Origin of the sequence: Cellulomonas sp. NPDC058312, assembly GCF_042880135.1 — a bacterium.
GTDB lineage: Bacteria > Actinomycetota > Actinomycetes > Actinomycetales > Cellulomonadaceae > Cellulomonas.
The window spans coordinates 480,217-504,598 of sequence record NZ_JBHVZE010000004.1 but is presented as its reverse complement, the minus strand read 5'-3'; the positions used below and the strand labels follow the sequence as shown (position 1 = coordinate 504,598).

General features: G+C 75.6%; 22 protein-coding genes. 8 read left to right on the top strand and 14 right to left on the bottom strand.

The genetic code is table 11. From position 1 onward, the window contains the following. Positions 1-21: 21 nt before the first annotated feature. Both ACFVXN_RS14855 and ACFVXN_RS14850 read left to right on the top strand, forming a co-directional pair. Positions 22-426: a VOC family protein gene (locus ACFVXN_RS14855; protein ID WP_389233922.1), complete on the top strand. Its 405-nt coding sequence runs from the start codon at positions 22-24 to the stop codon at positions 424-426. Then, a complete protein-coding gene (locus ACFVXN_RS14850; protein ID WP_389233919.1) occupies positions 423-710 on the top strand; it encodes a winged helix-turn-helix transcriptional regulator in 288 nt (95 codons plus the stop codon). Before ACFVXN_RS14855 ends, ACFVXN_RS14850 begins: the two co-directional genes overlap by 4 nt. Here ACFVXN_RS14850 and ACFVXN_RS14845 read toward each other — a convergent pair. Then, the gene (locus ACFVXN_RS14845; RefSeq protein WP_389233916.1) at positions 707-1,300 is read right to left on the bottom strand and encodes a DUF664 domain-containing protein; all 594 of its coding nucleotides are present in this window, start codon (positions 1,298-1,300) and stop codon (positions 707-709) included. The two genes, ACFVXN_RS14850 and ACFVXN_RS14845, sit on opposite strands and share 4 nt — an antisense overlap. A gap of 176 nt (positions 1,301-1,476) precedes the next feature. Between ACFVXN_RS14845 and ACFVXN_RS14840 the strand changes: the two genes are divergently transcribed. Then, positions 1,477-2,997 carry a family 43 glycosylhydrolase gene (locus tag ACFVXN_RS14840; protein ID WP_389233913.1) on the top strand — a complete coding sequence of 507 codons (1,521 nt, stop codon included), beginning with the start codon at positions 1,477-1,479 and terminating at the stop codon, positions 2,995-2,997. A gap of 14 nt (positions 2,998-3,011) precedes the next feature. Here the strand turns inward: ACFVXN_RS14840 and ACFVXN_RS14835 are convergent, their stop codons facing one another. The 6 genes from ACFVXN_RS14835 to ACFVXN_RS14810 form a co-directional block, all read right to left on the bottom strand. Beyond that, complete coding sequence (locus tag ACFVXN_RS14835) at positions 3,012-3,722, bottom strand: hypothetical protein (protein WP_389233911.1); 711 nt, start codon at positions 3,720-3,722, stop codon at positions 3,012-3,014. A 236-nt stretch (positions 3,723-3,958) separates the two neighbouring features. Beyond that, positions 3,959-5,305, bottom strand: a complete 1,347-nt coding sequence (locus ACFVXN_RS14830) for a glycoside hydrolase family 30 beta sandwich domain-containing protein (protein ID WP_389233908.1) — start codon at positions 5,303-5,305, stop codon at positions 3,959-3,961. Continuing rightward, positions 5,302-6,600, bottom strand: a complete 1,299-nt coding sequence (locus ACFVXN_RS14825; protein ID WP_389233905.1) for an MFS transporter — start codon at positions 6,598-6,600, stop codon at positions 5,302-5,304. The genes ACFVXN_RS14830 and ACFVXN_RS14825 overlap by 4 nt, the downstream gene beginning before the upstream one ends. A gap of 169 nt (positions 6,601-6,769) precedes the next feature. Continuing rightward, complete coding sequence (locus ACFVXN_RS14820; protein WP_389233902.1) at positions 6,770-7,798, bottom strand: phage tail protein; 1,029 nt, start codon at positions 7,796-7,798, stop codon at positions 6,770-6,772. Between the two features lie 9 nt (positions 7,799-7,807). Then, positions 7,808-8,314, bottom strand: a complete 507-nt coding sequence (locus tag ACFVXN_RS14815) for a phage tail protein (RefSeq protein ID WP_389233899.1) — start codon at positions 8,312-8,314, stop codon at positions 7,808-7,810. Positions 8,315-8,333: 19 nt separating this feature from the next. Then, entirely contained in the window at positions 8,334-8,702 is a 369-nt protein-coding gene (locus ACFVXN_RS14810; RefSeq protein WP_389233896.1) for a DUF6916 family protein, read from the bottom strand. 103 nt (positions 8,703-8,805) lie between these two features. Between ACFVXN_RS14810 and ACFVXN_RS14805 the strand changes: the two genes are divergently transcribed. Continuing rightward, entirely contained in the window at positions 8,806-12,474 is a 3,669-nt protein-coding gene (locus ACFVXN_RS14805; protein WP_389233893.1) for a hypothetical protein, read from the top strand. A gap of 78 nt (positions 12,475-12,552) precedes the next feature. Here the strand turns inward: ACFVXN_RS14805 and ACFVXN_RS14800 are convergent, their stop codons facing one another. The 3 genes from ACFVXN_RS14800 to ACFVXN_RS14790 form a co-directional block, all read right to left on the bottom strand. Then, the gene (locus tag ACFVXN_RS14800; RefSeq protein ID WP_389233890.1) at positions 12,553-13,935 is read right to left on the bottom strand and encodes a UTP--glucose-1-phosphate uridylyltransferase; all 1,383 of its coding nucleotides are present in this window, start codon (positions 13,933-13,935) and stop codon (positions 12,553-12,555) included. Positions 13,936-14,009: 74 nt separating this feature from the next. After that, the gene (locus tag ACFVXN_RS14795) at positions 14,010-14,546 is read right to left on the bottom strand and encodes a hypothetical protein (protein WP_389233887.1); all 537 of its coding nucleotides are present in this window, start codon (positions 14,544-14,546) and stop codon (positions 14,010-14,012) included. 310 nt (positions 14,547-14,856) lie between these two features. After that, the gene (locus ACFVXN_RS14790; RefSeq protein ID WP_389233884.1) at positions 14,857-15,459 is read right to left on the bottom strand and encodes a TetR family transcriptional regulator; all 603 of its coding nucleotides are present in this window, start codon (positions 15,457-15,459) and stop codon (positions 14,857-14,859) included. A gap of 154 nt (positions 15,460-15,613) precedes the next feature. Here ACFVXN_RS14790 and ACFVXN_RS14785 point away from each other — a divergent pair, with 154 nt between their 5' ends. Genes ACFVXN_RS14785 through ACFVXN_RS14770 form a run of 4 tightly spaced genes read left to right on the top strand, consistent with a single transcriptional unit; the run spans position 15,614 to position 20,818 of the window. Next, entirely contained in the window at positions 15,614-17,266 is a 1,653-nt protein-coding gene (locus ACFVXN_RS14785) for an ABC transporter substrate-binding protein (RefSeq protein WP_389233881.1), read from the top strand. 8 nt (positions 17,267-17,274) lie between these two features. Next, a complete protein-coding gene (locus ACFVXN_RS14780) occupies positions 17,275-18,279 on the top strand; it encodes an ABC transporter permease (RefSeq protein WP_389233878.1) in 1,005 nt (334 codons plus the stop codon). Further along, positions 18,276-19,145 carry an ABC transporter permease gene (locus ACFVXN_RS14775; RefSeq protein ID WP_389233875.1) on the top strand — a complete coding sequence of 290 codons (870 nt, stop codon included), beginning with the start codon at positions 18,276-18,278 and terminating at the stop codon, positions 19,143-19,145. The genes ACFVXN_RS14780 and ACFVXN_RS14775 overlap by 4 nt, the downstream gene beginning before the upstream one ends. Next, positions 19,142-20,818: an ATP-binding cassette domain-containing protein gene (locus ACFVXN_RS14770; protein ID WP_389233872.1), complete on the top strand. Its 1,677-nt coding sequence runs from the start codon at positions 19,142-19,144 to the stop codon at positions 20,816-20,818. Before ACFVXN_RS14775 ends, ACFVXN_RS14770 begins: the two co-directional genes overlap by 4 nt. A gap of 21 nt (positions 20,819-20,839) precedes the next feature. Here ACFVXN_RS14770 and ACFVXN_RS14765 read toward each other — a convergent pair whose 3' ends face one another. The 4 genes from ACFVXN_RS14765 to ACFVXN_RS14750 form a co-directional block, all read right to left on the bottom strand. Then, positions 20,840-21,763 carry an NADP-dependent oxidoreductase gene (locus tag ACFVXN_RS14765; RefSeq protein WP_389233869.1) on the bottom strand — a complete coding sequence of 308 codons (924 nt, stop codon included), beginning with the start codon at positions 21,761-21,763 and terminating at the stop codon, positions 20,840-20,842. Then, on the bottom strand, positions 21,760-22,305 hold the full coding sequence (locus ACFVXN_RS14760; protein ID WP_389233866.1) for a potassium channel family protein: 546 nt from the start codon (positions 22,303-22,305) through the stop codon (positions 21,760-21,762). Before ACFVXN_RS14760 ends, ACFVXN_RS14765 begins: the two co-directional genes overlap by 4 nt. 28 nt (positions 22,306-22,333) lie before the next feature. After that, positions 22,334-22,747 (bottom strand): ATP-binding protein, encoded by a 414-nt coding sequence (locus ACFVXN_RS14755; protein WP_389233863.1) that lies wholly within the window; start codon positions 22,745-22,747, stop codon positions 22,334-22,336. A gap of 176 nt (positions 22,748-22,923) precedes the next feature. Continuing rightward, positions 22,924-24,237, bottom strand: a complete 1,314-nt coding sequence (locus ACFVXN_RS14750) for a hemolysin family protein (RefSeq protein ID WP_389233860.1) — start codon at positions 24,235-24,237, stop codon at positions 22,924-22,926. Positions 24,238-24,382: the final 145 nt, after the last annotated feature.

Genomic DNA, 24,382 nt, shown 5'->3' with positions numbered 1-24,382 from the left:
GCTTTTTGCAAGTGTCTACGCATGAGCCTCTTCATCACCTGCCCGGTCGAGGACGTCGAGCGCTCGACCACCTTCTACGCCGCCCTGGGCTGGACGCTCGACCCGGCCATGTCGGACCACCAGGTCTCCTGCTTCGCGATCGCCCCCGGCCAGTACGTCATGCTCGGCAGCCGCGAGATGTACGCGAGCGTCGGCGGCTCGGAGGACCTCGTCGGCGGCCCCGGCACCCCCTCGAAGGTCACCGTCTCGTTCGACCTCGACAGCCGCGAGGCCGTGGACACGCTGGTCGAGCGCGCCGCCGCCGCCGGTGGGCGCGTCGGCGACACCGACGACTACCCGTTCATGTACCAGCGCCAGTTCGACGACCCGGACGGCTACCACTACTCGCCGTTCTGGATGAAGCCGGACGCCGCCCCGACCGCGTGAGCGACCTCGCCGCCGCCCTCGACGTCGTCGGGGCGCGCTGGGCGCTGCTCGTCGTGGAGCGCCTGCTCGACGGCCCGCAGCGCTACGGCGACCTCCAGCGCGACCTCGGCGTGCCGACCAACGTCCTCGCCACCCGCCTGCGCGAGCTCGAGGCCGCTGGCGTGCTGACCCGCCTGCCGCTGCGGAGCAAGACCCGGGCGTACGCGCTGACCGACCGCGGGCGCGCGCTGCAGGAGTCCGTCGACGCGCTGGCACGCTGGGGGGCCGAGGGGTCCGGGCCCTAGTCCTCCTCGCCCGGCACCGGGTACAGGTCCGGCGGCCCCGGCGGGTCCTCGCCCACGACGCCGTCGACGACCTCCCGGTACAGGTCCGCGTGGCCGGTGTGCCGCGCGTACTCCTCGATGAGGTCCACCAGGACCCGGCGCAGGCTCGGGCGCGGGGCGTCGTCGTCCTCCGACCAGACGTTGCGGTGGTCGAGGCCGCCGGCGGCGAGCGCCTCCGCGACGCCGGCGCGCGCCCGGACCACCGCGGTGCGCCAGAGCGCGTAGAGCTCCTCGGGCGTGTCGTCCTCCGCGGACGTCCACGGCCAGTCGGGCTCGTCGTCCCAGTCGACGTCCTCCCACGGGGCGCCGGGGCGGTGGCCGAGCAGCCGGGTCTGGAACGTCAGGGTCTCGGTCCACGCGAGGTGCTTGACCAGCCCGCCGAGCGTCATCGTCGACGCACCGACCCACGTGGACAGCGCCGGACGGTCGAGGCCGCCGACCTTCCACGCGAACGTCGCGCGCTGCCGCTCGAGCGAGCCGAGCAGCGTGCTCACCTCGTCCCCGGCGAGCGGCGGTCCGGACACGCGCAGGGGGTCGGTCTCGTCCGGCACGGCAGCCTCCCAGGGTCGGGCCCGATGCGCCGACGGTACGCCGGGGCGCGTCCCGCCGACAGAGGTCGCGTCATACCTACCGTTTGGTAGGTTTGGGTTTGTCGACGGGGACCGGCCCCCAGCGCTGGCGGCCCGCGGCGACGCGTCCCGCCCGTGACGACCCCCGGAGGCACCCCGTGCGCAACCCCCTGATCCCCGGCTTCCACCCCGACCCCAGCGTCTGCCGGGTCGACGGCACGTACTACCTGGTCACCTCGACGTTCGAGTACCTGCCGGGCATCCCCGTGTTCCGCTCCGACGACCTCGAGCACGTGGAGCTGATCGGGCACGTCGCCGTCCGCGACGGCCAGCTCGGGACCACGGGCGTCCCGACCGGCGGCGGCACCTGGGCGCCGACCATCCGGCACCACGACGGCCGGTTCTGGCTCGTCGTGCCCGACATGATGGGCACCGGCCGCGGCAACGTGCTGTTCACCGCCGACGACCCTGCCGGGCCCTGGTCCGACGGCGTCGTCATGGACGTGTTCGGCATCGACCCCGACATCGCGTGGGACGCCGACGGCACCTGCTACGTGACGATGTCCGGGCTCGGCATCGAGGACGACGGCTCCATGAAGCACCTCGGCATCACGCAGGTCCGCCTCGACCCGGAGACCGGCGCCGCGCTGAGCGAGCCGATCCCGCTGTGGTCCGGCACCGGCGGCATGTTCCCCGAGGCCCCGCACCTGTACGAGGTCGACGGCACCTGGTTCCTGATGATCGCCGAGGGCGGCACCGAGCGCGGCCACAGCGTGACGATCGCGCGCGGCCCCTCGCCCGAAGGCCCGTTCGAGGGCGCCCCGCACAACCCGCTCGTCACCGCGCGCGGCAGCGACCGGGCCGTGCAGAACACCGGCCACGGCGACCTCGTGCAGCGCGCGGACGGCACCTGGGCGATGGTGCTGCTCGGCACCCGACCCCGGTCGATGACCCGCGCGTTCGCGCCGATGGGCCGGGAGACGTTCGTCGTCCCTGTGACCTGGGACGACGCCGGGTGGCCGCACGCCGAGCCCGTGCTCCTCGACGACCGGCACGCACCCGTCGAGCGGACGATCACGTTCCCCACCGAGGCGCCGGCCGCGCTGGACGGCTTCGACGGCGAGGTCGTCGCCGTGCGTGCGTTCCCCCGGGACGTCGCCGACCTGACCGCCCGCCCCGGGTGGGCGCGCCTCACCGGCCGCGGTGTCGGGATGGCGGACGAGCACCCCGTGTTCCTGGGGATCCGGCAGTGCACCGAGGCGGCGGTCGTCACCGTGACGCTCGACGTCTCCGCCGGCGTCGGCGGCCTCACCATGCGGTACGACGAGCACACGCACCTCGACGTCGAGGCCACCGCCGACCTCGTGACCATGACGATGACCGCCCGCGGGCTCCAGCAGTCCTGGGCGCGCCCGCGCACCGGGGGCGGCGAGGTCCGGCTGCGGGTCGTCGCCGACCCGCCGCCCGTCGGCCGGTCCGTGCTCGGTTCCTCGTGCGACCGGCTCACCGGGCTCGTCGAGGACGGCGGCGCCTGGGTCGAGCTCGGCGGGGTCGACGGGGCGTTCCTGTCCTCGGACTTCACCGAGTCGTTCACGGGTCGCGTCGTCGGGCCGTACGCCCGCGAGGGCGTGGTGGACGTGCGGGCGATCGAGTACACCGGGCAGGACGTCCAGCGCTGAGGAGGGCGGCCCGGTCAGCGTCGCGCGTTCGGACGTTCGGCGAGCAGAGTCGGGACGCACGACGCCCGGGCGATCCACTCCCGCAGGTCGGGGTCCACGAAGCCGGCGACCGCCAGGAGGTCGTCGTGGCGGGTGGCGCAGGGCAGTCCCCACACCCGGTGGTGGTGGCCGATGCGGTTCCGCAGCTCGCGCAACCCCGAGACGCGGCGTGCGACGGTCTCCCTCCGGCGGTCGGGAGCGTGGGGAAAGAAGTCCGCGAGGTCCGGCCAGAGGTTGGTCCACCGCTTCGACACGAGCTGGTGCCAGAGGCCGAACGAGGTCTCCGAGCGCACCTGACCGTGGCTGAGCGGCTTCCGGTTCTGCCGGACCCGCCGGCGGGCCGCCTCGATGTCCGCGAACGGCTGGCGGTGCCGACCGTCCCGTGGGTCCCGACCGAGCTCCTGCTCGGGATCGTCGAGCCAGGAGCCGGGCAGGCGTCGTGCCGCGTGCCTCGCCCGCATCCGTGCGTCCAGGGCGTTGCGCACGGCGACCTCGAGGTGCCCGAGGTCGACGAGCAGTGCACCCGCGATCCGGCTGTTCCACTCGTACGACCGGAGCGCGAGGTCGCGGTCGCCGCCCGCAACCTGCAGGTAGACGTGCATCCTGTCCGCGCCGAACCGGTGCTCCAGGAGGTCGAACGCGTGGCGCTTGCCGACGGTCGGTGCGTCGGATAGCGTGCTCGACAACACCCCGGAACCGTCCCTGTAACTCGCTCGCGAGTCGATCACACGGCCGGGGTTTCGTCGTGTCCCCGGTGTCGCCTCGCTGACCATCGTCGCCTTCCGGGTCGGGCCTCCAGATCCGGCGACCGTATCCCCCCGTGCTCTGACCCGCGCAAGCCCCATCTCGCGGGCCCCTCGGGACGACGAGGCCCCGCACCCGACGAGCGGGTGCGAGGCCTCGTGCGGCCGCTGCGCGGCGGTCAGGCCGGGAGCGTGAAGGTGTTCAGGCTCCGGGCCGCGAGGGTCGCGGTGAACGCGCGGGTGGCGTCGGTCGGGTCCTCGAACGAGAACTCCTCGGCGCGGTCGAGCGCGTTCTGCACGACGACGACGACCGAGCCGTCCGGGTTGGCGTACGCGGAGCCCTGGGCGCTGAACCGCCCGGTGACGCCGAGCGGGACGGCGCCGGGGCGGACTGCGGACGAGTAGTGCTTGAGCACGTAGTACTCGGGGTTGCGCGTGAACGTGCCCGCGGCGGTGTCGACGGTGAGCAGGGAGTTCTGCGGCCAGCCCCAGGTGCTCAGCCCGCCGGGCTCGAGCGCCGTGTTCCAGTACGTGTACCCGGTCGCGCCGTGCTGCAGGTAGTGCCGGACCAGGTGGAAGACGTACTCCGCCTCCTCCCAGCTGTTGTCGCCGAACCCGCACTCCGACTCGGTCTGCATGATCTCGAGCTCGGGCCAGGCCTCGTGGGTGCGGGCGACCGCGTGCTGGCCGGCCCACTGGTAGCCGACGCCGGAGATGTACCGGCGGGCGTCGTCGTCGAACAGGATGTTGTCGACGAACCGCGCGTAGTTGGTCAGCGCCTGCCCGGTCGCGGTGAAGGTCATGTCCTCCGGGCCGTTCAGGGTGCCCAGGAAGATCGCCGTCGTCAGGCCCGCGTCCTCGAACGCGGGGCCGAGGTGGTCGCGGATGAACACCCGCAGCTGCTCGGACGTCCACACGCAGGACGGGAACTTCTGGTCCGCGAACACCTCGTTCTGCACGTGGATCTGGCTGACCGTGATGCCGCGCTCGGCGTACGCCTGGACGAACCGCACGAAGTACCGCGCGTAGGCGTCGAGGTTCTCGGGGGTCATGACCAGGGTGCCGGAGCTGTAGACCGGCGGGTTCTTCATCCAGGTCGGCGGGCTCCACGGGGAGCAGTGCAGGACCATCTCGTCCTGGTACCGCTGCGCCTGCCGGATGAACGGGATGACCCGCTCCTCGTCCCGCTCGACGGAGAAGTGCTCGAGCGCGTAGTCGCCCGGCGTCTCGTCGTAGGAGTACCAGGAGGTCGCGAAGTCGTTCGCGCCGACGGCGGAGCGGTTGACCCGGAGGTTCAGCTCGTCGGGGCTGAACAGCTCGCGGTAGATCGTCTCCTGGTCGTCCTCGGGCAGGGCGCTGATCGCGCGGTGGCCGAGCTCGTTGAACGTGCCGCCGAACCCACGCAGGGTCTGGCCGCGCGTGCCGGTCAGGGTCAGCCCGCGGGCGGACGTGGCCCCGGCGGCGGGGGTGCCGCCGTCGGCCCACAGCGCGTCGGCGGTGGACACGGTCCAGGTGGGCGCGCTCACCGGACGCCCTTGATCCGCGTGATGAAGAACGCGCCGAGCAGGGCCGCGGCGATCGACACCGGGAACACGAACCCGTACCCGCCGGTCGCGACGACGATCGCGGAGGTGAGGAGCGGGCCGACGGTCTGGCCGGCCGTGGTCGACAGGTTGAGGATGCCGAGGTCCTTGCCGGCCTCTTCCTCGTTCGGGAGGACGTCGACGTTGAGCGCCTGGTCCACGGAGGTGTAGACGCCGTAGCCGAAGCCCGCGATGCCGGCGAACAGGAACATGCCGGCGGGGGTCGGGTAGATCCACGGCATCGCGATGCCGACGGCGAACAGGACGCTGGACACGACGACCGGGAGCTTGCGGCGCCCGATCAGGTCGGACACGGGACCGGAGACCACCGACCCGACGAGCGACACGACCAGGGTGATGACGGCCATCGTCGCGATCGTCCTCGCGGACTCCGCGGTCGTCTGCCCGACGTGGTCCTGGACGATGTACAGCTGGTAGGCCATGACCATCTGGTACGAGACCAGCATGAACAGGCGGCCGGCGAACGCGAGGTAGAAGTCGGGGGCCTTGCGGGGCGGGCGGAACGACTTGAGCAGCTCGCCGAACCCGGCGGCGGCGGGCGGCAGGTCCGCGGCGGATGTCTCGCGCGGCCACACGATCAGCGCGATGACCGCCGATCCGGCCATCAGGGCGCCGCCGAGCACGAAGCCGGGCAGCGCGTGGGTGAGGAACGCGGCGCCGACCAGCGAGCCGACGGGGGCGCCGCCGGCGAGGCCGCCGCCGTAGAACGCGGACATGGTGCCGCGCATCCGCCCGGGCACCCGGTCGGCGAGGACCGCCACGGCCGGGGCGAGCATCATGTTGAGGCCGACCATGCAGACGCAGTAGACGAGCGTGATGAGCGCGGGGCTGGTCAGGACCCCGATCGCGAACAGGGAGACGCCGCCGATGAGGCCGCCCGCGAGGATCCACGGCGCGCGGCGCCCGAACCGGCTGCGGGTGCGGTCGGACAGGTTGCCGAACACGAGGTTCGAGACCAGCGAGACGACCGCGGTGATCGCGCTGATCGAGCCGAGCAGCGTCTCGGGCGAGTCCACGCCGATGTCCCGCAGGCGCTGCGGCAGGAGCACGGCCGCCACGATCTGCAGGCCGACGATCCACAGCAGCCCGTACACGAAGAACCCGGCACCGAACCTGAGCGTGCGGGCCCGGGTGAACGGCGTGCCGGTGTCGGGGGCGATGTCGTCCCGCGCCGAGGAGGGGGACTCCTCGGGGGCGACCGCTGCCTGCGCTTCCATCTGAACCTTCTTCGGTCCTGGGAGTCGGACGGCTCCACGTCGAGACGTCGTGGTGCCGGCATCGCGTCCTCGTCGGCGCCACCACTACCTACCGTTTGGAAGGTAGTGGAGAAATTACGACCGGGCGGTCGGGATGTCAACACGCCTGGTCGTCGGGGGTGAGTGGCGCCTAGGGGCGAGGCGGGTACACGCCGGTCAAGGCGATGAGCGCGCGGATCCGCAGGTACGGGGGCAGGTTGTTGTGCGGCAGGCCGGAGCCCGTGACCGCGGTCGCGTCCGGCATCAGGACGTCCGCGGGGCCGGTGCCGTACAGCGCGCGGCGGGTCCGGCCCTGCTGCGCGACCGCCCACGACGCGCCCGACGGGTTGCCGGTGGTGCCGCGGGTGCCCGCGGCCGCGGTCGCGACGGCGTGCCCGTGCGCCGGGAGCTGCTGCTCGGTGAGCGTCACGGCCGCCTGCCCGCCGACCTCGCCCGGGGACCTGAACCGGTCGGGGCTGTTCCGCCGGGTGTGCACGGGCGTGCGGTCCCGCAGGTCCGGGAGCCGGAACTCGTTCGTGCCGTTGCCGCCGAACTGCACGCCCAGCACGGAGTACAGGGCCACGTTCTGGGTGATCGGCACCGACTGGCCGTTGCACTCGGCCCAGCCGCCCGGCGTCCGCAGCCCGGCGTACAGCCGGATCTCGCCGACGAACGCCTCGAACGTCGCGTCGGTGTCCTCGTTCGGGTACACCCCGGCGACCGCGATCGCGTACGTCATCGCCAGGTACGGCGGCATGTTGTCGTGCGCCTCGTTCGCCCCGGCGATCGCCGCCGTGCCGGCCATCGCCACCTGGGCGGACGGCCCGTAGTGGGGCTCCTCGGTCGCGGCCCAGCGCGCGCCCGCCGGGTCGGCCGTGGTCGCCGGGGCCGCCGTCGCCCGAGCGGCGTGCCGGTGCGGCGGGAGCTCCGCCGTGGTCAGCCGGTGGGTGCGCTCGCCGCCGACCTCGCCCGCGGTCCCCGAGCCGGTGTGCACCACGACCCGGCCCCGCAGGTCCGGGAGCCGGAAGGTGGTCTGACCGTCGCCCCCGTAGACCGTGCCGATCAGGCTGAACAGCGCCTGGTTCTGGTTGATCGCGAGGATCTGGCCCTCGCACGGCACCCACCCCTTCGGCACGGAGCGCGTCGGGAACAGCCGGATCTCGGCGAGGTACGGGTCCATGACGTCCTGTCAGCTCGGGGAGGGGTAGACGCCCACGACCGCGATGATGAAGTGCACGGCGAGGTACGGCGGGAGGTTGTCGTGGGCCGCCGACCCGCCGGTCGTCGCGAGCGCGTCCGGTGCCATCGCGAGCGGCGTGCCCGTGACCGCACCGGGGGCGTAGCCGGGCTCGGTGGTCGCCGCCCACACGCCGCGGTCCGGCGAGGTGGCCGTCGCGGCGGCGGCGGACCCCAGCACCCCGTGGGTGTGCGCGGGGAGCTGCGCGGCGGTGAGCGTCACCGTCTCGGAGCCGCCCCGGGCGCCGAGCGGCAGGTCCGGCGCGGTGTGCACGGGCCACCGGCCCTGCAGGTCGGGCAGCGCGAAGGTCTCGACCCCGTCCCCGCCGTACGTCGTGCCGATCACGGCGTACAGCACGTCGTTGTCCGCGATGCGGAGCAGCGAGCCGTCGCAGAACAGCCAGCCCGCCGGCGCGAACGTGCCGCCGAACATGCGGATCTCGCCCAGGTAGGGGTCCACGGGTGCTCCTCTCCCGCCCTCAGGCGGACCGGACGACGACGGCTTCGAGCACCGTGCCCGCGCCGCCGACCGGCTCGGTGTGCAGGAGGAGGTCGCCGGTGGCGTGCGCGAACGTCCGGGTGGCTCCGGGGAGGTCGACGGGCCGGTCCGCGGTGAGCTCCAGCCGGAACGCGTCCTCGCGCGCCGCCGTGCCCCGCAGGCCGGTGACCGCGCTGAGCGTCAGGTCGGTGCCCTCGGTCGCGAACCGCGTGCCGACCAGGGGCAGCAGCGCGGCGAGCGTCAGGTCCAGCGCGGGCCGGCGGGTCGCCAGCGCCACGCCCCCGGTGCCGGCGGCCGCCAGCGCAGCGGCGGCGGCGCCGGCCTTTAGCACGGTGCGACGGGTCGGCACGGGACTCCTGGACCTTGCGGGGACGACGGGACGGGCGTGAGCCTATGAGGATTCACCCGGATGACGGGTCTGCCAGACGGGTGAAACGCCTAGTCTTCGTCGCGTGCACCCCCTCGGACCCGCGCTGCGGCGCGCCTGCGCGACCCTCGCGCTCGTCGCCGTCACCGCCGCCACCGGCCTCGCCGCGACCCCCGCGGTGCTGCCGCGCGCGCTCGCCGCGGAGCCAGTGCCGATCGCCGTGGACGTCCCCACCGACGCGCCGCTGACCGCCGGGTGCTCCGACGGCGCGGCCGGGACGACGCTGCGCGAGGCGCTGTGCCAGGCCGCGGCGGTCCCCGACGCGGTCGTCACCGTCCCGGCGGGCACCCGGACGACGCTCGTCGCCGGGCCGCTCACCTACGCGCCGGGCGCACCGGCCACGCTGCTGGTGACCTCCCCGGGGACGTTCACCGTCGACGGCGACGGCCGCCGGGTCCTCGACCTCGACCCCGGCCTGGTCGGCGGGGTGGACGTCACGCTCGAGGGCGTGACCCTGACCGGCGGCGTGCCCGACGCCACCGACTCCGCAACCGCACCGGGTGGCGGCGCCGTGCTCGCGGGCACGGGCGACCCCGGGTCGCCCGACGCGCTGACGCTGCGGCGCTGCACCGTCACGGGGAACGCCAACGGCCCCGGCGGCGCGTGGGCCCCCGGCGGCGCCGTCCAGATGAACGGCGGCGACCTCACCGTCGAGGACTGCACGTTCAGCCAGAACTCCGCCACGGGCGCGCCCGGCGGCGCGGTCGCGGTGGTCGGCGGGTCGGCCGCCGACCGGGTCCGGGTCGTCCGGAGCACGTTCGACCAGAACGTCGTGACCGGCGACGCCGGCTCCGGGATCCTCACCGGCGGCGCGCTGCACGTCGTCGGCGCGACCCTCACCGTCGAGGACTCCGTGCTCACCGGCAACCGGGTCACCACCGTCGCCCCGTCGACCGCCCGCGGCGCCGCGGTGCACGCGACCGGGACGACCACCGTCGTCGGGACGCGCGTCGAGGCCAACGTCGCCACCGGCGCCGGTGCGCCGACGGACGGCGGCGCGCTCTGGCTGACCGCCGGGTCGGTCACGGACTCCGTGCTGGTGGGCAACACCGACACGCTCACCGGGGGTGCGCGGCCGGCCGCCGTCGTCGGACCCGTGTCGGCCACCCGGAGCTGGTGGGGCGCCGCGGCGACGGCCCCCGCCGCGCAGATCGGCGCGATCGGGACGACGGCGGTGGACCCCCGCGCGGTCCCGCAGGTCGCGGCGGAGCCCCAGCAGCCCCGGACGGGCGGCGCCGTGACCGCCACGGCCGGCGTCGTGCTCAGCGACGGCGGAGCCGCGGCCGCGCGGCTGCTCGCCCGCCTGAGCGGCACGGCCGTGGTCTGGGACCTCGGCGGCGGCGTCGCCGACGGAGCACCGACCACGGACACCACGCTCCGGGCCGACGGGACCGCCACCGCGCGGTTCGTGCGGTCGGCGACCGCCACCGGCTCCGTGCAGGCGACGGTCGGCGGGGTCGCGACGAACCGCGTCGACCTCGCCCAGCCGGTCCCGCCGACCGTCGGCCGACCCGCGGACGTGGACGTCGCCGAGGGCGGCGCCGCGACGTTCACCGCGACCGCGTCCGGCGTGCCCGCCCCGACCCTGCAGTGGCAGCGCGCCGCGCCGGGGACGTCGGTCTGGGCCGACGTGCCGGGCGCGACCTCCGGCAGCCTCACGCTGACCGCGGCCCGGGCCGACGACGGCGCCCGTTACCGCCTGGTCGCGACGAACACCGAGGGCGTCACCCTCGGCGCGGCCGCGTCCCTGCTCGTGCGGTGGGGTCCCGAGATCACCGCCGGGCCGCAGGACGTCGCGCTGCCCGCCGGCGCCACGGCACGGTTCACGGTCGCCGTGGCCGGGACGCCCGCGCCGACCGTGCAGTGGCAGCAGCTCACCGGGCCCGGCACCTGGACGGACCTGCCCGGGGCCGTCGGCGCGACCTACGACCGGGTCCTGACCCCGCAGGACGACGGCGTGCAGCTCCGCGCGCGGGCGACCGGCGCCACGGGGACCGTCGACAGCGCCGCCGCGACCGTGACGATCCGCACCCTGCCGGTGATCACGACCGACCCCGTCGACGCCCGCGCGCTCGAGGGTGCCGCGGTCGGCTTCGACGCCGTCGCGAGCGGCGTGCCGACCCCCACGATCCGCTGGCAGCAGGCCGCCGCCGGCACCGACGCGTGGACCGACCTGCCCGGTGAGGTGGCCCCGCGGCTGACCGTCACCGCGGACCGGGCGCTCACCGGCACCCGCTACCGCGCGGTCGCCGAGAACGCCCTCGGGTCGGCGACCAGCGCCCCCGCGACGCTCGTCGTGGACTGGGCCCCGCAGATCACCCGCGATCCCGCCGCGACGACCGTGCTCGACGGTGCCACCGCCCGGTTCGAGGCCGCGGCCGACGGCTCGGCGCCCCTGGCGTGGCAGTGGGAGGTCCGCACCCGCGGGGGCGCCTGGACCCCGGTGCCCGGCGCCGTCGGCCCGGTCTACGAGCGGACCGTGACGCTCGCGGACGACGACGCCGAGGTCCGGGTGACCGTGACGAACCCCGTCGGCAGCCGGACCAGCGCCACCGCGGTGCTCACCGTGCACCGGGCGCCCGCGTTCACCACCGACCCGGCCGACACCGTCGCCGACGCCGGGACCGACGCCGTCCTCACCGCGATCGCGGACGGGAACCCCGCCCCGACCCTGCGCTGGCAGAGCCGCGTGCCCGACGGCTCCTGGACCGACCTGGCCGGCGCGACGACGGGGACGCTCACCGTCGCGGCGACGGCCGTGCTCGACGGCACGCAGTACCGCGCCCTCGCGTCGAACGCGGCGGCCGCTGACGTGCCGAGCGCCGTCGCGACGCTGCGCGTGCTCACCGCGCCCACGGTCACCGACCCCGCCGACGTCACCGCGGCGGCCGGGACCGACGCCCGGTTCGTCGTCCGGACCACGGGCCGGCCGGCGCCGGTCGTCACCTGGCAGACCTCACCCGACGGGCTCGCCTGGACGGCCGTCCCCGGCGTCACCGGGCCGGAGCTGCTGCTGCCCGCCACCGCCGCGACGGACGGCGTGCGGGTGCGGGCCGTCGCCACGTCGACGCTCGTCGGCGGTCCGGCCTCGGCGACCAGCGCCGCGGCCGTCCTGACGGTGCTGCCACTGCCCGAGGTCGTCCGGGTCCCGGACGGGGCCACCCCCGACGGGGTGCTCACGACCCGGGTCGGCGACCCGCTGCGGCTGTCCTGGGTCGTCGACGGCGAGCTCGCCACCGCCACCGGTCAGGCGTCCCGCGACGGCGGCCGCACCTGGGGTGCGCTCCCCGACGGTGCCCGGGTCGCCCAGGAGCCCGCGACCCCGGGGACGTTCCGGGTCGCGGCGCTGCTCGCGGCGACCCCCGCGTCCGGTCCGACCCGGTACACGCTGACCTACACGCCCACGGCGGCGGACGACGGGCTGCAGCTGCGGCTCAGCATCACCAACCCCGCGGGGACGACGACCACCGACCCCGTGATCCTGCGGCTCGCGGGGGCGACGGCGGTCCCGCAGCCCGGTCGGCCCGCCGCGACGGGGCCCGCCGCACCCGGGGGCACCCCGGGCGCCGGGGGTGGCCGCGACCGCCTGGCGGTCACCGGCGACGACGCCGCGGTGCTCGCGGTGACGGCGCTCGCGCTGGCGCTGGGCGGGGCCGGGCTGCTGACGGCCCGCCGTCGGCGCGGCCGGGCCTGAGCGGCGCCGCGACGACGGAGCCCCGTCCGGCGCGCGGGTCGCGTGCCGGACGGGGCTCGTCGGTGTCCTGCGGGGCGGTCAGCCCGCGATCGTCGTGCCCGCGGGGATCGTGCCGGGGGCACCCTCGGCCGTGACGGTCGCCGCGCCCGTGGCGACGACCCCCTCGCCGAACGTCCAGTCGCCCTGGACGGTCAGCGACCGCGCGTCGCGCAGCGAGGGGGCGCCCGCGGCGAACCGCTCCTCGAACTTCGCGACCGTCTTGTAGACCTTCGTGTCGAGGTCCACCAGCGGCGCCTGCTCGACCGCGAGACGCAGGGTCGCGTCGTCGGCCAGGTCGTAGGCGTCCGACCGGATCAGCAGCAGGTCGTTGGTCGTCTTGACCGGCAGGAACCGCTCGCGGCCCACCACGATCGCCGTCGCGCCCTCGAAGACCTCGATCGCGGCGCCCATCGCCGACTCGATCTGGAACACCGCGGGGGAGGACGCGTCGGTCGGGTCGACGGTCTTGACGTTGCGGATCAGCGGCAGGCCGAGCACCGCGCCGCGCTCCTCGAGGGCCGCGGCGATCTGCTCCAGGTCGAACCACAGGTTGTTCGTGTGGAAGTACGGGTGCCGGTGCTCGTCGGTGAAGTAGTCCATCTCGTCCGGCGGGGTCTGCGCGGTGTCGCGCAGGATCAGCCGGCCGTCGGACTTCCGGACCGCCAGGTGGCCGCCCTTGCGGTCGGCGGCGGTACGGCGGCACAGCTCGGCGGCGTACGGCGCGCCGGACGCGGCGAACCAGCCGGCGATCGTGGGGTTCGGGGCCGCGCCGAGGTTGTCGGAGTTGGACACCGAGGCGTACCGGAAGCCGGCGTCGAGCAGCTGCCGGAGCACGCCCGACGCGAGCAGCGCGGTGTACAGGTCGCCGTGGCCCGGGGGGCACCACTCGAGCGTCGGGTCCGCGGGCCACGACACGGGCGTCAGGTCCGAGGTGAGGAGCTTCGGCTCCTGGTTCTGCAGGAAGTCCAGCGGCAGGCTGTCGACCGCGAGGCCGTCGTGCCGGGCGAGCGCGGCCAGCGAGTCGTCCTGGGTGCGGAACGAGTTCATGAGGATCAGGGGGAGCCGGGCGCCGGTCTGCGCGCGGGCGTGCTGGACCTGCTCGACGATGAGGTCGAGGAACGACTTCCCGTCGCGGACCTGGAGCAGCGACTTCGCCTTGTCCATGCCCATCGACGTGCCGAGGCCGCCGTTGAGCTTGATGACCGCCGTCTTCGCGAACGCCTCGCGCGCGGCCTCGTCGTCGATGTCGACGTCCGCCAGCCGGGGCGGGTCGAGCAGGGGGTCGATGGTGTCCTCGGGGATCAGGCCGGTCGCGCCGGCCTCCAGCTCCCGGTAGTAGTGGGTGAACACGTCGATGGCGGTCGGGGCCACCCCGGCGGCCGCCATCTTGTCCTGGGCCTGCCGCAGTCCGGTGTCGCTCATGGGACCGATCCTAGGAACTGCGGGCGAGGTGCCGCGACCACACCGCGCTGTGACGTCGTCGCGGGACGCCGGGTTCAGACGTCGATCACCGCTGCGACGACCCCGTTCGTGCGTCGCCGCCAGTCCCCGCCCTGGCTCCAGGCCCACGCGACGGCGTCCGGGACCGAGAGGAGGGGCTCCGTCGAGGCGCGCTCGTGCCGGTAGCGCAGGCGGTCGGCGCATCCCTCCCGTCGGGACGTCGCGTACAGGACGGACCGGTCCCGGGCGAGCAGCGTCTCGTCGAGCTCGATCACGAGGTGCGTGTCGTCGGCGCCCGAGTGGTCGGCCACGAGGCGCTCCAGGCACCGCGGCGCCGGTCGTGGTCGGGACCGGGGCCGCGTGCCGCGTGCCGCACGGTAGATGACCACCCGAGCCCCGGAGGCTGAGAGCGTCGAGAGGATGGTCCGCTGTCGGGCGGGTCGCTCCTTGACCATGTGCACGCGGCGCTGCCCCGCGAGGAGCAGCCCGCGGACGAGTCCGCGCGCCGTCCGTGCGTGCGTCGACGAGAGGGCGGCCGCGGCGAGCAGGTAGTCCGACCGCTTGCTCTCGTCGACGAAGACGTGGGTGGTCATCGAGCCGCGCGTCGCTCGCCTGGGGTCCGCATCTCGTCGACGGTAGTGGCCCGTTCCGGGTTCGCGGCGTCGTCCCCAGGCCGACGTTCCGGCAGGACGCCGGTCGTGCGGGACGCGGCGAATGCGCCTTGAACTCGGAGCGTCGGAGCACTAGCGTCGGGAGCAGTCCGCGGCACTAGCTGCGGAAAGTGGACCCGAGACCCTTCCGGACGGTTGTGGCGCTCGGGTCTCGCGCTGTCCGGGCGCAGGGTGGACCGGACGGCCTACGAGGTGCCGGCCGTCGTGCACCGGCCCGGTCCGTTGGCGCGGCTCAGGCTCCCGGGAGCGCCCCTCGCACCGGCTCCAGGGCCCTGTCCAGCAGGTCGGGCAGCCGGGTGCGTCCCGCCCCCGCGTGGGCCCACGCCTCGACCGCGGCGACCAGCGCGCCGGCCCAGGCGGCCCCGGCGACGCGTGCGTGCAGGGGCTCGACGCCCCGGCCGGTCGCGTAGTCGCCGATCGCGGTGCCGAGGTCGGCGGCGCGGCGGGCGGCGGCCAGGCGCAGGTCCTCCCCGAGGCCCATCGTGTCGGCCTGGGTGAACGCCAGCGCCACGTGCTCCGCGGGGAGGTCGGCGGCGAGCGTCCGCAGCGCGCCGGCGACCACGTCGGCGGCGCTGCCGGCCGGGTCGCGCGCGTCCTCGGCCAGGGTCGCGCGCAGGGTGGTGGCGCGCTCGTCGAACCCCGCCCAGAGCAGGTCGGACTTGGCCGGGAAGTAGTTGAAGAACGTGCTGCGCGAGACGCCCGCGCGCTGGGTGATGTCCGCGACCGAGGTCGCCGCGTAGCCCCGCTCGAGGAACAGCTCGCCGGCGGCCTCCTCCAGCATCGCCCGCGAGGAGGCGTGCGGGCGGCCGGAGCGGCGCGGGGCGGGCGGGGTCACGGCGCCCATGCTAGGGCGGCCGTGGGACGGGGATCACACCCCGCGGCCTGGGGTGACGCCCGGCGCGGGCCTATTGTTGGACGCAGTGCAACAACAAGGACCGCAGCCGGCCGGGTCGACCCGCGCCGGACCACGACGCCTCGAAGGTGGACCCGTGCCCCACGCCCTCCGTCCCGCCCGCGCGCGCACCGCCGCCGCCCTCGCCGCCGCGGCCGCCCTCGCGCTCGCCGCCTGCAGCGGCGGGTCGGACGGCACCGACGGCGCGTCCGCCCCGACCGACGGCGGCACCCTCGTGTACGCCACGGGCGACGCGGAGCCGACCTGCCTCGACCCGCACGTCGGCGGCAACTACCCGCAGGCGCTCCTCAGCACCCAGTACCTCGAGCCGCTGGTCGGCCGCGACGCCGACGGGACGATCCTGCCGTGGCTCGCGACGGACTGGACCGTCAGCGACGACGGCCTCACCTGGGACTTCACGCTCGCGCAGGACGTGACGTTCACCGACGGCACCCCGTTCGACGCCGAGGCCGTCAAGGTCAACGTCGAGCACCTGCAGGACCCGGACACCGGCTCCTCCACGGGCTACCTCGCCGTGCAGAAGGTCGCGTCCGTCGAGGCGGTCGACGCCACGCACGCCCGGTTCCACCTGACCGAGCCCGACTCCGCGCTGCTGGAGTCGATGAGCCAGCAGTGGACCGCGATCCAGTCGCCCGCGGGCATCGCGCGCGGCCAGGAGGACAACTGCGCCGCCCCGATCGGCACCGGCCCGTTCGTCGTGCAGTCCTGGACGCCGCAGCAGCAGGTCGAACTCGTGCGCAACGAGGACTACGCGGGCCTCGACCCGCAGGCCGAGCACGACGGCGCCGCCCACCTCGAGAAGATCGTCTGGCGGTTCATCCCCGACGCCGCCACCCGGTACGCCGCCCTGCGGTCCGGCGAGGTGCAGGTCATCGACAACCCGCAGCCCGACGCGATCGCCCAGGCCGACGAGGGCGGGGACATCGCGCACATCGACGCCCCGCGTCCCGGGTCGGTGAACCGCATCGAGCTGAACAGCGCGCAGCCGCCGTTCGACGACGTCCGGGTCCGGGAGGCCTTCGTGCGCGCCGCCGACCCCGGCCCCGGCATCGAGACGCTGTTCGCCGGCACGACGACGCGCTCGTACTCGCCGCTGTCGAGCGTCGAGCCCGCGGCCTACGCCGACGAGGACCTGTTCGCCACGGACGCCGACGCGGCCGACGACCTGCTCGACGCGGCGGGCTGGACCGAGCGCGACGCCGACGGCTACCGGACCCGCGACGGGCAGCGCCTCACCGTGCGGTTCCCGGTCAGCACCAACCAGTCGGTCGCCGCCGAGCAGTCGCTGTTCGAGCAGATCCAGGCGAACGCCAAGGCCGTCGGGTTCGACGTCGTGCTCACGCCGCTCGACCTGTCCGGCTGGTACGGAGCGCTCGGCGCCCACGAGTACGAGGCCGTCTCCGCGCCGTACACGAAGGTCGGCCCCGACGTGCTGCGGATCCTCTACCACTCGGACGGCACCGTCCCCGCCCCCAGCGGCTACTTCGCGAACCACGCCGGCGTCACCGACCCCGCGCTGGACGCCCTGCTCGACCAGGCGTCGGCGACCGCGGACGAGGCCGAGCGCACCGAGCTGTACCGGCAGGCCCAGCAGATCGTGCTCGAGGGCTACTACGTGCTCCCGCTGTACGACCAGCAGAACCACTTCCTGACCTCCGGGGTGACCGGTGTGCGGACGCTCGACACCGTGTCGACGCCGACGTTCCTCGACGCGCGGCTGGGGGCCTGACGACCCGGGTGCCCGGCCCCGCCTGGCTGCGCTGGCTGCTCGGCCGGCTCGCGTCCGCGGTGCTGGTCGCGTGGGTCGTGGCGACCGTGGTGTTCTTCGCGCTGCGGGCGTCCGGGGGCGACCCGACCGAGGCGATCCTCGGCGGACCCGGGTCGCAGGCCGGGCCGGAGGCGGTCGCGCAGGCCCGCGCCCAGTACGGGCTCGACCAGCCGCTCGTCGTGCAGTACCTGGTGCAGCTCGGCCGGGTGCTGACCCTCGACCTCGGCGACTCGTACGCGCGCAAGGTGCCCGTGGCCGACCTGCTGCTGGACCAGCTGCCCGGCACGATGCTGCTCGCCGTGCTGTCCCTGGTGCTCGCGTGGGTGCTGGCGCTCGCGGTCGCGACCGCCGCGGTCCGCGCGACCGGGCCGGTCGGCCGGGCGTGCGCGGCGGCGCTGCGGGGCGTCGAGGTGGTCGCCGCCGTCGTGCCGCACTTCTGGCTGGGCGCCGTGCTGATCGTGGTGTTCTCCTCGACGCTCGGCTGGTTCCCGGCGACCAGCAGCGGCACCGACCCCGCCGGCCTGGTGCTGCCGACCGTGACCCTGGCGGTGCCCGTCGCGGGGTTCCTCGGCCAGGTGATGCGGGACTCGCTCGCCGAGGCGACGGCCGCGCCGTTCACCACCAGCGCCCGCGCCCGGGGGGCGTCGCCGACCCGGGTGCTCTGGCGGCACACCCTGCGGCACGGCGTGCTGCCCGCGGTGTCGCTGTCCGGGTGGGCGTTCGGGTCGCTGCTCAGCGGGGCCGTGGTCGTCGAGACCCTGTTCGGGCGCCCGGGCCTCGGCCGGCTGCTGCTCGACGCCACGATGCAGCGCGACGTGCCGGTCGTCGTCGGCGCGGTGGTGGTGGTCGCGGTGGTCTACGTGCTGGTCATGGTGCTGGTCGACGTGGCCGAGCGGCTGCTCGACCCGCGGCTGGGCGGCACCCGCGCCGCGGCCCCGGTGCCCCGGGCCGGCGAGCCGGCGGTGCTCGGGTGACCGGCGCGACGTCCGCCGCCACGCCCGTCGGCGCGGCCCGCGGCGGTCCGGGCCGGGCCGGCGCCGTGCTGCGCGGGCTCGGCGTCCCCGGCGTGCTCGCCGCGGCGGCCGTCCTCGTGATGGCGGTGGCCGTGGTCCGGCCGGAGCTGCTCGCGCCCGGCGACCCCAACGCCATCGACCCGCGGGCGGGCTTCGCCGAGCCCGGCGCCGCGCACTGGCTCGGCACCGACGAGTCGGGTCGCGACGTGTGGACGCGCGTCGTGCACGGCGCCGCCGCGTCGCTGGGCATCGGCGCCGCCGCCACCGCCATCGGTGTCGGCGCGGGCCTCGTGCTCGGGTTCGCCGCCGGGCTCGGGCCCCGGTGGCTCGACGCGGCGGTCAGCCGGGTGCTCGAGGTGCTGTTCGCGCTGCCCACCCTCGTGCTCGCCCTGCTGCTCGTGGCGGTGCTGGGCGCGGGCGTGGAGGCGTCCGTGCTCGCGGTGGGCGCCGCGACCGCCCCCGGGTACGCGCGGATGCTGCGCGCCCGGGTCCGGTCCGTCGTGACCAGCGGGTACGTCGAGGCCGCCCGGCTGGAGGGCCACGGACCCGCGCGGGTGCTCGTCCGGCACGTGGTGCCGAACACGCTCTGGCCGCTGGTGTCCGTCGCGACGCTGGGCATCGGGCAGGCCGTGGTCTGGGTGTGCGCGCTGAGCTTCCTCGGGCTCGGGACGCTGCCGCCGTCGCCCGAGTGGGGCGCGATGCTCAACGCCGGGCGGGTCTACATCGACAGCGCGTGGTGGCTGACCGTGTTCCCCGGGCTGGCGATCACCGTCACGGCGGCCGCGCTGACCGTCCTCGGCCGGCGCATCGGGGCGGTGGCCGCGTGACGACGCCCGGGGTCGACGTGCCCGGGGTCGACGTGCCCGGGGTCGACGTGCCCGGCACCGACGCGACCGGGGCCGACGCGCCCGCGCCGGTGCTCGACGTCGTCGGGCTGCGGGTCGCCTTCCCGCGGGGTCGGCGCCGCGACGGCGGCGGCGAGGTGCTGCACGGCGTCGACCTGCGCGTCGCGGCGGGGGAGTGCGTCGCCGTCGTCGGCGGCTCGGGCGCGGGGAAGTCCGTGCTGGCGCGCACCCTCGTCGGCCTGGCGGGCGAGGGCGGCCGTGCCGACGTCACCGCCGACCGGTTCCGCCTGCTCGACCGGGACGCGACGACCTTCGGCGTCCGCGACTGGCGCGCCGTCCGCGGGCGGGACGTCGGCCTGGTCCTGCAGGACGCCCTCGGCTCGCTCGACCCGCTGCGGACCGTCGGGGCGGAGGTCGCCGAGGCCCTCGACGTGCGCCGGCCCCGGGCACCCCGGGTGGACCGCGCGGAGCGCGTGCTGGCGGCGCTCGCGGACGTCGGGCTGCCCGACCCCGCGGTCCGCGCGCGGCAGCGGCCGGGCGAGCTGTCCGGGGGGATGCGGCAGCGCGCCCTCATCGCGTCGGCGCTCGTCGCGGGGCCGCCGCTCCTGGTGGCCGACGAGCCGACCACGGCCCTCGACGCGACCGTCGGCGCGCGGGTGCTCGACCTCCTCGCGGGTCTGCGCGACGCCGGTACCGCGGTCGTCCTGGTGACGCACGACCTCGGCGCCGTCGCGCGCGTCGCGGACCGGGTCGTCGTGCTGCGGGACGGCGTGGTCGTCGAGGAGGGCCCGACCGCCCGGGTGCTGGCCGCGCCGCGGGAGGAGTCGACGCGGGCGCTGGTCGCGGCGGCGCGGCTGCCCGACGGCCCGGGCGAGCTGCCGCCGCCGGGGAAGCCGGTGCTCACCGGGCGCGGACTGGTCCGCACCTTCGACCTGCCGGGCGGTGGGCACGTCGACGCGGTCGCGGGGGTCGACGTCGCGGTCCGGGCGGGCGAGGCCGTCGGGCTGGTCGGGGAGTCCGGGTCGGGCAAGACGACCCTGGCGCGGCTGCTGCTGGCGGCCGACGTGCCCGACGCGGGGGAGGTGCTGCTCGACGGCGCCCCGTGGTCGGCCCTGCCCGAGCGGGCCCGTCGCCCGGCGCGGTCGGGGATCCGGCTGGTCCCGCAGGACCCGCTCGGCACCGTGGACCCGCGGCTGACGGTGCGCGCGGTGCTGCGCGCGGCCCTGGCGACCGGCCCCCGGCCGCCGGGCCGGGCGGGGCGCGACGCCGCCGCGGCCGACCTGCTGGCCCGGGTGCACCTCGCCCCCGAGGTGCTGGACCGGCGCCCCCGCACGCTGTCCGGGGGTCAGCGGCAGCGCGTCGCCATCGCCCGCGCGCTGGCGTCCGACCCCCGGGTGCTGGTGCTCGACGAGCCGGTGTCGGCGCTCGACGTGCAGGTCCAGGCGGCGATCCTCGACCTGCTCGTCGAGCTGCGACGCGCGCAGGGCCTCGCGCTGGTGCTCGTGTCGCACGACCTCGGCGTGGTGCGCCGCGTCTGCGACCGCGTCCTGGTGCTGAGCGCGGGCCGCGTGGTCGAGCAGGGTCCGGTCCGCGAGGTCCTGACGACCCCGACGCACCCCCTCACCCGCGCCCTCCTCGAGGCCCGCGCCCTCTGAATCCGCGCGGGCCGACGGGGACTACACGCGGACGACGATCTTGCCGCGGGTGTGGCCCGTCTCGAGGGCGCGGTAGGCGTCGGCGGCGTGGTCGAGGTCGAACGTCTCCGCGACCTCGACGCGGACGGTGCCGCGGGCCACGAGGTCGGCGAGCTCCGCGAGGCCCTCGGGGTCGGGGCGGACCCAGACGTAGTGGCCGCCGAGCTCGTCGCGGGCGCGTGCGTCGGTGATGGACACGACGGTGCCGCCGGGGCGCAGCAGCTCCGCGGCGGTGTCGATCGCCTGGCCGCCCACGTAGTCGAGGATCACGTCGAACCCGTCGGGCGCGACCTCCCGCGCGGCGGCGACCAGCCCGTCCCCGTACGCGACCGGCTCGGCGCCGAGCTCGCGCAGGAAGTCGTGGTTGCGCGGCGAGGCGGTGCCGACGACGCGCGCCCCGGCGTGGACCGCCAGCTGCACGGCGATCGACCCGACGCCGCCGGCCGCGGCGTGCACGAGGACCGTCTGGCCCTCGGTGACGCCCGCGCGCCGGATCGTCTGCAGCGCGGTGAGCCCGGCGAGCGGCAGGGCGGCGGCCTCCTCGAACGACAGCCCGGCGGGCTTCTTCGCGGCGGTGCGGACGGGGACCGCGACGTACTCGGCGAGGGTGCCGTCCGACACGGTGTCCTTGCGGACGTACGCGAGCACCTCGTCCCCGGCGGCCAGCTCGGGGGTGTCCAGCCCGGGCTTCACGACGACGCCCGCGACGTCCCAGCCCGGCACGGCGGGGAGCGTGGTGTCGAGCAGGCCCTCGAGGTAGCCCTCGCGGATCTTGTAGTCGACGGGGTTGAGACCCGCGGCGACGACCTTGACCAGGACCGTGTCCGGGCCGACGTGCGGCTCGGGGCGGTCGACGACGTGCAGGACCTCGGCCCCGCCGAACTCGGAGTACGTGACAGCCTTCATGTCCTGCCCGAACCCCGGTCGGCGTCCAGGAATTCCGGTCGCGGCCGCCCCGCGGCGGCGAGCAGCTGCCGACCGACGAGCCCGACGAACGCCAGGCCGCAGACCATCTGCACCGTCACCGCCACCCGCGCGGCCTGGCTCACGGGCGTGATGTCGCCGAACCCCACCGTCGCGAGCACGGTGACGGTCAGGTAGAACGCGCCGACGCGGTCCAGCGGCTCCGAGAACGCGTCGGGGGAGAGGTCCGACAGCGCCGTGTACCCGGTGGCGAACAGCACGACGAACAGCACGGCGGTCGTCACGAACGCCTCGACGGCGCGGAGCACCGGGTACCGGGCCCGGGTCACCGCGCGGACCTGCCACACCAGCAGGACGACCAGCAGCACCAGGCCGAGCAGCAGCAGCGCCGCCGCCACCGTCCCGGAGCGGTCCACCGGGCGGACGGCGTAGAGGACCAGCAGGGCCGTGGTCGTCGCGACGACGCGCACGAGTGCCCGGAGGCGCTGCCGGTGCCCGGCGGGGTCGTGCGGCGCTGCGGTCATGGCCGCATCCTCGCGGTCCCCCTCGCAGTCAGGCCGTGAGGACGTGCCCGACCGGGTGCACGGGGGTCTCGAACCACACCGTCTTGCCCCGGCCTGGGTGCAGCTCGATGCCCCAGCGGGTGGCGAGCGCGTCGACGATCCGCATCCCGTTGCCGCCCGCGCGCCCCGCGCTCCCGGGCCGCACGACGGGCAGCGTCAGGTCGGTGTCGGTGACCTCGACCCGCACGCAGTCGTCGTGCTGCAGCGCCGCGAGCGCGATCCGCTCGTGCGCGCGGGTGTGCACGACGGCGTTGGTCAGCACCTCGCTGGTCAGCAGCTCGAGCGTGCTGGACGCCTCGGCGTCGGCGTGCGCCCGCAGGGCCTGGCGCAGCGCCCAGCGGCGCCCCTCGGCCACGCAGCGGGTGTCGGGCTCCAGGACGAGCCGGTCGATCGCGCCGGTCATCGCGCCTCCCCGTTCGTCGTCGGTCCTCGTCGGTCGTCCCCGGTGGAGATCCGCCGGTGGGACCAGGGTGCGGCCCCGGGCGCGGTCGCGCATCCGGTGGCGCGGCGCGTGGCGGGGCCGTGACCAGCGGCGGGAGGACGTCCCTGCTGGTAGAAGGCGCTTTCCCGACCGGTCGGTCACCCGGTCGGGTGGACCTCCCCGGCGGCGTCGTCCGGCGGCGGCAGCACCCGCACCCGGGCGATCCGCCGGCCGTCGACGGCGGTCACCTCGATCCGGTGCCCGTCGACCTCGACGCCGTCGCCGACCGCCCCGAGGCGGCCGAGCCGGGCGATCACGAACCCGGCGACCGTCTCGTACGGCCCGTCCGCCAGGCGCACGCCGGTGAGCTCCGTGAACTCCTCGATGGTGATCCCGGCGTCGTACGAGCCCGGCGCCCCCTCGCGGGCCTCGGCCCCGGACGACCCCGGCATGTCGTACTCGTCGCGGATGTCCCCGACCAGCTCCTCGACCAGGTCCTCGAGCGTCACGATCCCGTCGGTGCCGCCGTACTCGTCGACGACGACGGCGATGTGCACGCCCTCGCGGCGCATCCGGGACAGCGAGGGGAGCAGCTTGTTGGTGCCCGGCAGCACGACGATCTCGCGCATCACGTCGCGCACCCGGGCGCCGTCGCGGTCGGTGGCCTCCAGGAGCTCGCGGATGTGCAGGAACCCGAGCACGTCGTCGAAGTCCTCGCCCGTCACGGGGTACCGGGACCACGGCTGCGCCCGCACCCGGACCAGGGCCTCGGCGAGCGTGAGGTCCGCCTCGAGGAAGTGCACCTCGCCCCGGGGGCGCATCACCTCGGCGACGGACCGGTCGGTCGCCTCGAAGACGTCGCCGAGGATGCGCCGCTCGTCCTCGGGCAGGCCCTGGTGCGCGATGACCAGGTCGCGCAGCTCCGCCTCGGACATCTCCTCCCCGGTGGCCTGCGGGTCGCCGCCGAACAGCCGGACCAGCAGGTTCGTCGAGGCGGACAGCAGCCAGATCACCGGCCGCATCAGGGTCGCGAACCGGTCCAGCGGGGGCGCGACGGCCAGCGCCACCCGCCCGGACTGCTGCAGGGCGATGCGCTTGGGGACGAGCTCGCCGAGCACCAGCGAGAGGTAGGCGATCACGAGCGTCAGGACGACCAGCGCCAGCGTGGCGGCGAGCTGGTCGGGCACGCCCAGCGCCGCGATCACGGGCGCGAAGTCGGGGGCGATCGTCGAGGCGCCGTACGCGGCGGAGAAGAACCCCGCGACGGTCACGCCGATCTGCACGGCGGCGAGGAACCGGTTCGGGTCCCGTGCGACGGAGGCGACCCGGGCGCCGCGCGCGCTCTGCCGCTCGAGGTGGTTGATCTGGCTCTCGCGGAGGGAGACCAGCGCGATCTCCGTCCCGGCGAACACGCCGCCCACGAGGATGAAGGCGAGGACGAGGGCGATGCTGCCCCAGGTCTCGGCGTCCATCAGCGGGTGCACCGCTGGGGACTGCCGGGCGGGTCGGACGGGGGTGGCGGTGAGCTCATGTCCCCATTGCAGGCACCGCGTCCGCGCCCGTCAACCGGACGGGCGCGCACAGCACCCGCACAGATCCGTCGCGAAACCGGGTCCC